The organism is Dyella sp., assembly GCF_036746095.1.
Lineage (GTDB): Bacteria > Pseudomonadota > Gammaproteobacteria > Xanthomonadales > Rhodanobacteraceae > Dyella_B.
Genome location: NZ_DAIOEU010000097.1, coordinates 1 through 7,861, shown reverse-complemented (window position 1 = coordinate 7,861; position 7,861 = coordinate 1). Strand labels below are relative to the sequence as shown.

General features: G+C 59.7%; 7 protein-coding genes. 5 read left to right on the top strand and 2 right to left on the bottom strand.

Translation table 11 applies throughout. From position 1 onward, the window contains the following. Positions 1-593 precede the first annotated feature (593 nt). The gene (locus V7M64_RS21660) at positions 594-1,364 is read left to right on the top strand and encodes a response regulator transcription factor (protein ID WP_333682187.1); all 771 of its coding nucleotides are present in this window, start codon (positions 594-596) and stop codon (positions 1,362-1,364) included. 4 nt (positions 1,365-1,368) lie between these two features. Here V7M64_RS21660 and V7M64_RS21655 read toward each other — a convergent pair whose 3' ends face one another. After that, positions 1,369-1,551: a hypothetical protein gene (locus tag V7M64_RS21655; protein WP_333682190.1), complete on the bottom strand. Its 183-nt coding sequence runs from the start codon at positions 1,549-1,551 to the stop codon at positions 1,369-1,371. On the opposite strand from V7M64_RS21655, the gene V7M64_RS21650 reads away from it, so the two are divergent. Together V7M64_RS21650 and V7M64_RS21645 are read left to right on the top strand one after the other, a co-directional pair. Beyond that, positions 1,487-3,769: an ATP-binding protein gene (locus V7M64_RS21650; protein WP_333682185.1), complete on the top strand. Its 2,283-nt coding sequence runs from the start codon at positions 1,487-1,489 to the stop codon at positions 3,767-3,769. The two genes, V7M64_RS21655 and V7M64_RS21650, sit on opposite strands and share 65 nt — an antisense overlap. A gap of 96 nt (positions 3,770-3,865) precedes the next feature. After that, a complete protein-coding gene (locus V7M64_RS21645) occupies positions 3,866-4,315 on the top strand; it encodes a CopD family protein (RefSeq protein WP_333682183.1) in 450 nt (149 codons plus the stop codon). 55 nt (positions 4,316-4,370) lie between these two features. On the opposite strand, the gene V7M64_RS21640 is transcribed toward V7M64_RS21645, so the two are convergent. Beyond that, positions 4,371-5,384, bottom strand: a complete 1,014-nt coding sequence (locus V7M64_RS21640; RefSeq protein WP_333682181.1) for an NAD-dependent epimerase — start codon at positions 5,382-5,384, stop codon at positions 4,371-4,373. A 241-nt stretch (positions 5,385-5,625) separates the two neighbouring features. On the opposite strand from V7M64_RS21640, the gene thrS reads away from it, so the two are divergent. Both thrS and infC read left to right on the top strand, forming a co-directional pair. After that, complete coding sequence (gene thrS / locus V7M64_RS21635; protein WP_333682179.1) at positions 5,626-7,527, top strand: threonine--tRNA ligase; 1,902 nt, start codon at positions 5,626-5,628, stop codon at positions 7,525-7,527. A 42-nt stretch (positions 7,528-7,569) separates the two neighbouring features. Then, positions 7,570-7,861 (top strand): translation initiation factor IF-3 (gene infC, locus V7M64_RS21630; RefSeq protein ID WP_333682188.1); only part of this gene is annotated, 292 nt, incomplete at its 3' end.

Below are 7,861 nucleotides of genomic sequence, written 5' to 3'. Positions count from 1 at the left end.
TTCTTCTTCCTTGACATGGAAGGGGTCACAAGTTCGATCCTTGTACCGCCCACCAATTAAATCAGCGACTTGGTCTGTTTGGACCGAGGCTGGAAGAGCAAAAATCCAAGAGCTGTCCTCCACGAGGGCAGCTTTTTTGTTGCGTGTCGTAGGCGCAGTACGGTTCTGGACGAGTTCGGCAGAGCTCGTTTGTAGTACTAATCTGACAATCTGTCGGGCTTCTTCCTGATTTTTTGCGGTCTCCTTCCCGTGCACTCTGTCCTCGCCGGTTGGCCATTCCTCTGCGAGACCGGTGGTTAGCAACTTTGAGCTTCATTGACCCCCTAGGATGAAGCTTCTGGCCCCCGCAAGGGGGCCTTTCTATTGCACACATTGCCAATGGGCTGCGCCAGCGTTGACGCATGGCGAGCGGCTGCTGACCTACGTTTTTTAGTATCAGTCCTATGTCTTGGATGTACGAAGATTCCTATGATCCCTACATCCGATCAGGAAATAGCCTGACGCGACAGACGCCAACGCAACGAGGGCGATATCGGGATAAAGAGGGACGGGCGCCAAGCCGTGGAAGTCATCCATCACGTGAGGACACGATCATGCGTATCGCCATTCTCGAAGACACCGTGAAGCAGGCCTATACCGTCGCCAGCTGGCTGAGCCGGGCGGGTTATGAATGCGTGATTCGCCACGATGGCGACAGTTTTGTGCGCATGCTTGAGCACGAGCCGGCCGACGTCCTGCTGCTGGATTGGGATGTTCCCGGCAAGTGCGGCATCGAAGTGCTGAAGTGGGCGCGCGCCATGCGTGAGCACTGCGACGTACCCATCATCATGCTGACCCAGCATGATGGCGAAAGCAGCATCGTGCAGGGCCTGGACGCTGGCGCTGACGACTATGTAGTGAAGCCGGCGCGTGAACAGGAACTGGTTGCCCGCATCCGCGCGCAAGTACGCAAGTACTATCCGGAAAACATGCGCGCAAAAAAGATCAAAGTAGGTCGCTATACGCTGGATGCCGAAGCACGCAGCGTGATGGTGGACGGGGTGGACGGCCAAAAGATAGTGAGTCTGCCGCAGCGTGAATTCGAGCTTGCGATGCACTTTTTCCGCAAGGTTGGCTGCGTAGTGACCAAGAGTGAACTGAGCGAAAAGATCTGGGGCCAGAGCGATTCCCGATACGACGCCACCCTGGCCACATATGTCAGCAAGCTACGCAATGCACTGCAGTTGCGGGCCAGGAACGGCATGCTGCTTTCCACCGTGTATAGCCATGGCTATCGCCTGGAGGAACTGCTGCAACCAGGGCGCCGGCAAGCCACCGTTGCTGGCTTGAGAGCATCGGCGAAGCGAGTCGCAGTAGGACATTGAATTGCTAGATCGGGTTGTCGCGGCTCAATCGTTGCAGCCTGCGACTGTCATTCAGGCTTTCTCGCCTAACCCGCTCTTTGTAGAAAGAAGACAAAGCCGCATCGCTGCACACGGAGCGCCAGATGTTGCCGAGCGAAGCCAACATGCGCCGCGTTTCCCGCACCGCTTGGGCGCGAATCTTGGTCATCGGCCTATTGTTGTTGATGGCCGCATTCAGCTGGCATCCGATGGGAGCTTCGATGTCGGGTGCCTTCGACAAGATCTGGTTTGATACGGCTTCCACGTTGTTTGCCCACCCCGGCTCCGATCAGGTCGCGGTTGTGCTGATCGATGAGAAAAGCTTGGGCGAAAACGGCGCTGAGGGTGTTGCCGCACGCACCAACGCGCTGGTGCAACGCCTCGATCAAGCCGCAAGCATCGTCCTCGACTATTCCCTTGCCGACGACGTGCATGCCGATGCGCTGGCGACCAGCATGGCGCACAACGGCCGCGTTGTATTGCCGATGGCCGGAGGCCAGAAGGCGGACATGTTGCCGACAGTGCTTGCGGCGGCTGCCGCTGGACGCGGGCAGCGGCATGTCACCGTAGGGCATTACGGCGTGGTGACCGGCTTTGTGCCTCGTCTGCCTGCCGGACAAGGTGGCTATCCAAACATCGTGCTTGAGGCGATTCGCATTGCCGGTGCTGGTCACGTGCATGAGCAATCGCATGCGCATCAGCGGTCCTATGCACTATCGCTTGCACCATCGCGCACCGATGCGGTGTTGGTGATGCCGGGAAAGCCGCAACAGTTGCCGCATTATTCCTTGGCGGATGTGCTCGATGGCCGCGTACCCGCAGGCGCATTCGTTGACCGCATCGTCTTTGCGGGTGAGGCACTGGGCGAAGACGCCGGTTTCCAGATTTCCTCGCTGAATATGGATGCCGTATCACGCCCGCAACTGGATGCGCTGATAACCGATGCAGTGCTCAGCGGCAACATGGCCAGCGAACTGCCTGGCACGGTCGCCATGCCGATCTATCTGGCGATCGCCCTGGGCATGGTGCTGATCTGTGCATTGATGCCGGGGCGTTGGATGCATGCCGCTGCCTTGGGCTGGTTTGCGCTGATGTTCTTGTTGCCGATGCTGTTGTTGGCGACATGCCATCAATGGTTTGGAGTGGGGCTGCTGCCTCTGGTGTGTGTCTTGATCTATGCGCATTTTGCCTGGGAGCGTTTGCGCCGGACGCAAAACCTGTTGGAGCGGGAGGTGGACAAGTTGCGTGCGATCGCCTCGGCGGTGGGTGGGGTCGAGGTCGCTACGTCCATGCCGGCGCCATCTGGCCGGCGCAGTGATCCGTTGCGCGATGTACGACTGGCGCTGCGCGAAATCCGTAGCCTGCAAAGCACCTTCGTCAGCCTGGTCAACCAATTGCCGCATCCGGTATTCGTAGTGGTAAATCGCAAGATATCGGTATGGAACGCCAAGGCGGTGGAGATGCTGGCGGAGTCGGCAGCTTGCGATGCTGGCGCGTCGCTGGGTGAGGTGCAGCAACTGGTGAGCCGATATTGCCAAGGCGCAGAAAGCGACAGCGTGGAGATCCGATTTGAAGGGCGCGAACATATGCTGTTGTATGTGCCTTATGCCGGCGCCGATACGGGGTTGCATTCCCACCCGGAAGAGCAGCAGTCATCATCCCTGGTTTGCCTTATCGACATCACTGACATCAAGCAAGGCATCGCGCACGACAAACAGGCCTTGCGCCATATCGCGCACGACTTGCGCAGTCCGCTCTCTACCATTCTCTCGCTGATCGAGGAGCGCGCCGAAGGGCTGCATCGCGATGTGCCGCATGATCGCGCCTTTCTGGAAGATTTGCGCCGGCAAGCCGAGTATTCGCTGCGAGTAGCCAAGGATTTTCTGCAGCTCTCGCGCGCCGAACAGATCCAGCGCGAGAGCTTTGCGCCGGTGACCTTGCTGGATATCGCTACCGAGGCGATGGATCAGCTATGGCTCGCAGCCAGGGACAAGGCGATCGAGTTGATAGGCCCGGAGTGCGATCGGCAGGACACGGCGATCATGGGTAACCCGGACATGCTGATCCGTGCCCTGGTCAACGTGATCGACAACGCGCTCAAGTATTCGCCCTCGCATACCGCCATTACGGTGCGCCTGCTGGATGAAGGCGAGGAGGGCCTGGTGCTGCACGTCATCGATCACGGCATGGGTATCGCTGAGGACAACCTGCCGCACCTGTTCGAGCCCTTCTTCCAGGTTGGGGGCGGCCAACGCAACGGGGACATGGGCGTCGGGCTGGGGCTACCATTCGTGAAAGCCGTGATCGAACGGCATGGTGGCTCCATCACCGTGGCCAGCCAGCTCGGGCAGGGGACTGATTTCCGGATCGTGTTGCCGCATGCCTAGACCGCGTTTGTTGCTGCGCCCATTCGCCGCAACCGCTGACGCCAACAACCAATCCACGTAACATCCGGCGCGTCACCATTGCCGCGCGGAGCCGCCATGACGTACCTGTGGATCAAAAGCCTGCATGTCGTGTTCGTGATGGCCTGGATCGCGGCGGTGTTTTACCTGCCGAGAATCCTTGTGAATATCGCCGAGGCGGGCGACGAGCCGGCGGTGAAGGCGCGCCTGTGTCTGATGGGGCGCCGGTTGTATCGCTTCGGCCATAATCTGTTTGGTATCGCTTTTCTGTTCGGCCTGGCGTTGTGGCAAGGCTGGCGCGTCTTTCCGGGCACGCTGCCAAACGTCGTGGGGCCTTTGCATTGGATTGATGCCAAACTCACGTTGGTGGCTTTGCTGCTGGCCTATTTCATTTGGACAGGCCGCTTGCTCAAGCGCAGCGAGAACGGCGGCGAGCTGCCATCGGCGCGCACCTTACGATTGTTGAACGAATTGCCGATTGTGCTGCTGCTTGGCGTGGTGTTTTTCGTGATCGCCAAGCCGTTCTAGATGCATTCCCCGTGGCAGTGATGTCCGTTTCGCGAGAGTGATCGCAACGAGGAGACTACGCAGCGATGTGGTGATATTCGCGATACCACTTCACGAACTTCGCCACCCCGTCCTCGATTGACGTATTCGGCGCGTAACCTACATCGCGCCGCAGCGTCGATACGTCTGCCCAGGTGTCGGGCACGTCGCCCGGTTGCATCGGCAGCAGGCGTTTTTCCACCGTGCGTCCCAAATTTCGCTCCATGAGCTCGATGAAGTGCATCAGCTGTACCGGCTGATCGTTGCCGATGTTGTACAGGCGATACGGTGCGCTGGAGGTACCCGGATTCGGGTATGTGGCGTCGTAATTCAGGTCGGGCCGGGCGATGTGATCGAGCGTGCGTATCACGCCTTCGACGATGTCGTCGACATAGGTGAAATCGCGGCTATGGTTGCCGTGGTTGAAGACGTCGATCGGCTCGCCACGCACGATGCGGTCGGCGAACAGGATGGGCGACATATCCGGGCGACCCCACGGACCATAGACGGTAAAGAAACGCAGGCCGGTAGTGGGCAGGTCATACAGATGGCTATAGGTATGCGCCATCAGTTCGTTGGCCTTCTTGCTGGCGGCATACAGGCTGACCGGATGATCGACGGCGTCTTCGACGGCGAACGGCAATTTGCGGTTGGCGCCATAGACCGAGCTGGACGAGGCGTAGACCAGGTGGTCCACCTTGTGGTGGCGACAGGCTTCCAGAATGTTGACGAAGCCAACCAGATTGCTTTGCGCATAGGCGTGCGGATTTTTCAGCGAATAACGCACGCCGGCCTGCGCGGCAAGATTCACCACCCGCTGGGGCTGGAAATCATGGAAGACCTGGTTCACGGCCCCGGCATCGGCCAGGTCGCCACGCAGATGCGTGTAATGCGGGTGCGTGGCGAAGCGAGCCAGGCGCGCTTCTTTCAGCGCCGGATCGTAGTAGTCGTTGTGGTTATCGATGCCATGAACCTGATCGCCCCGGGCCAGAAGACGTTCCGTGAGGGCAGCGCCAATGAAGCCGGCCGAGCCGGTGACGAGTACACGCATCGCAATGTCCTTGAGGTGAGCCGCCTATTGTATAGCTGGCAGGTCGTCGCGGAATTGACACGGCCGCTGCGCTAAACTAGCGTTCGGTTCCCGACTTTCGAGACTAAGGTGGCCCGCGCCCCGGCGCCGGTCGAGTGTGCGACATGGCAACTACGAGCTTCCATCACTGACTTTCGCCACACCTGTCTTTCCATGAAAAGGGCGCGTGCGGCGCCTTTTTTGTTTTTCGAGATATCACGCCATGATCGAAATCACGCTACCCGACGGCAGCAAACGCCCCTTTGACCATTCCGTCACGGTGCAGGACGTGGCCGCCTCCATTGGCGCCGGCCTGGCCAAGGCCACCCTGGCCGGCAAAGTGGACGGCAAGCTGGTCGACGCCGGCTTCATGATCGACCATGACGCGAGCCTGGAAATCGTCACCGAGAAAAGCCCGGAGGCGTTGGAGATTCTTCGTCACTCCACCGCGCATCTCCTGGCTCAGGCCGTGCAGCGCCTGTTCCCCGGTGCGCAGGTCACGATCGGCCCGGTGATCGACAACGGCTTCTATTACGACTTCGCCTACGAACGCCCTTTTACCCCCGATGATCTGGTGAAGATCGAGGCGGAGATGGAGAAGATCGTGAAGGAACAGCTGCCCGTTACGCGCAGTGTGAAGTCGCGCGATGACGCGGTCGCGTTTTTTCGCGGCATCGGCGAGGCCTACAAGGCCGAGATCATCGAAAGCATTCCGTCCAATGAAGAGCTTTCGCTCTACACGCAGGGCGAGTTCACCGACTTGTGCCGCGGTCCGCACGTGCCTAATACGGGCAAGCTGCGCGCGTTCAAGCTGATGAAGGTGGCCGGCGCGTATTGGCGCGGCGACTCCAACAACGCCATGCTTACGCGCGTCTACGGCACGGCGTGGTTGAACGACAAGGACCTGAAGGCCTACCTGCATCAGCTGGAGGAAGCCGAGAAGCGCGACCATCGCAAGATCGGCAAGGCCCTTGATCTGTTCCACCAGCAGGAAGAAGCGCCCGGCATGGTGTTCTGGCATCCCAACGGCTGGGCCATCTGGCAGACGGTGGAGCAGTACGTGCGCGGCGTGTACCGCAAGAGCGGCTACCAGGAAGTGCGCGGTCCGCAGATCATGGACGTGAGCCTGTGGAAGAAGTCCGGCCACTGGGACAACTACCAGGAAAACATGTTCTTCACGGAATCGGAAAAGCGCACCTATGCGCTCAAGCCGATGAACTGTCCCGGCCACGTGCAGATCTACAACACTTCGCTGCACAGCTATCGCGACTTGCCCGTGCGCTACGGCGAATTCGGCGGTTGCCATCGCAACGAACCGTCGGGCGCACTGCACGGCATCATGCGCGTGCGCGCTTTCACGCAGGACGACGGTCACATCTTCTGCACGGAAGAACAGATTGAATCGGAGGTCACTGCGTTCCACCAGCAGGCCATGAAGGTGTACGCCGACTTCGGCTTCGAGGACATCGCCCTGAAGATCGCCATGCGCCCGGACAAGCGCCTGGGTAGCGACCAGGTGTGGGATCGCGCCGAAAATGCCCTGCGCGCCGCGCTGCGTGCGGCCGGCGTACAGTGGGAAGAGTTGCCGGGCGAAGGCGCGTTCTACGGGCCGAAGATCGAATACCACATGAAGGATTCGATCGGCCGTGCCTGGCAGGTCGGCACCATGCAGGTGGATTTCATGATGCCCGAGCGCCTGGGGGCCGAGTACGTCGACGAACATAGTCAACGGAAACATCCGGTTATGCTGCATCGGGCGATCGTGGGCTCGATGGAGCGCTTCATCGGCATCCTGATCGAGCATCATGCTGGTAATCTGCCGGCTTGGCTGGCTCCGGTGCAGGCGCAGGTCTTCAGCATTACCGATGCGCAATCCGACTATGTGCGGCAGGTGACGCAAACCCTTGTCGACAAAGGCTTCCGCGTAAAGGCGGATTTGCGCAACGAAAAGGTCGGCTATAAAATCCGCGAACATACGTTGCAGAAAGTGCCCTACCTGCTTGTGGTCGGCGATCGCGAAAAGGAATCGGGGGCGGTTTCTGTGCGTACCCGTTCGGGAGAAGACCTTGGCAGCATGCCACTGACCAGCTTCATCGAACGCCTGGAGGCCGAGACGTGGCGCTGATGCCACGTTGGCCGAATTCAACATCTTCTGGAGGATAGTGGTATCGCCACCACCGAAACTAAGGGCAACCGTCGCAACCATGAAATCCGCGTGCCGCGCGTGCGTGTGATCGGACCGGATTCCGAGCAGCTCGGCATCCTGACCCGCGACGAGGCACTCAAAGCTGCCGAGGAAGCGGGGCTCGATCTGGTCGAGATCCAGCCGAATGGCGACCCGCCGGTCTGCCGCATCATGGACTACGGCAAGTTCAAGTTCGAAACCCAGAAGAAGGCCCAGGCCGCCAAGAAGAAGCAGAAGCAGGTCGAGATCAAGGAAGTGAAGTTCCGTCCGGTCA

Coding starts and splice junctions, on each gene's coding strand:
- thrS (WP_333682179.1), top strand. CDS start 5,626: ATGATCGAAATCACGCTACCCGACGGCAGCAAACGCCCCTTTGACCAT.
- V7M64_RS21660 (WP_333682187.1), top strand. CDS start 594: ATGCGTATCGCCATTCTCGAAGACACCGTGAAGCAGGCCTATACCGTC.
- V7M64_RS21650 (WP_333682185.1), top strand. CDS start 1,487: ATGTTGCCGAGCGAAGCCAACATGCGCCGCGTTTCCCGCACCGCTTGG.
- V7M64_RS21645 (WP_333682183.1), top strand. CDS start 3,866: ATGACGTACCTGTGGATCAAAAGCCTGCATGTCGTGTTCGTGATGGCC.
- V7M64_RS21640 (WP_333682181.1), bottom strand. CDS start 5,384: ATGCGTGTACTCGTCACCGGCTCGGCCGGCTTCATTGGCGCTGCCCTC.
- V7M64_RS21655 (WP_333682190.1), bottom strand. CDS start 1,551: ATGACCAAGATTCGCGCCCAAGCGGTGCGGGAAACGCGGCGCATGTTG.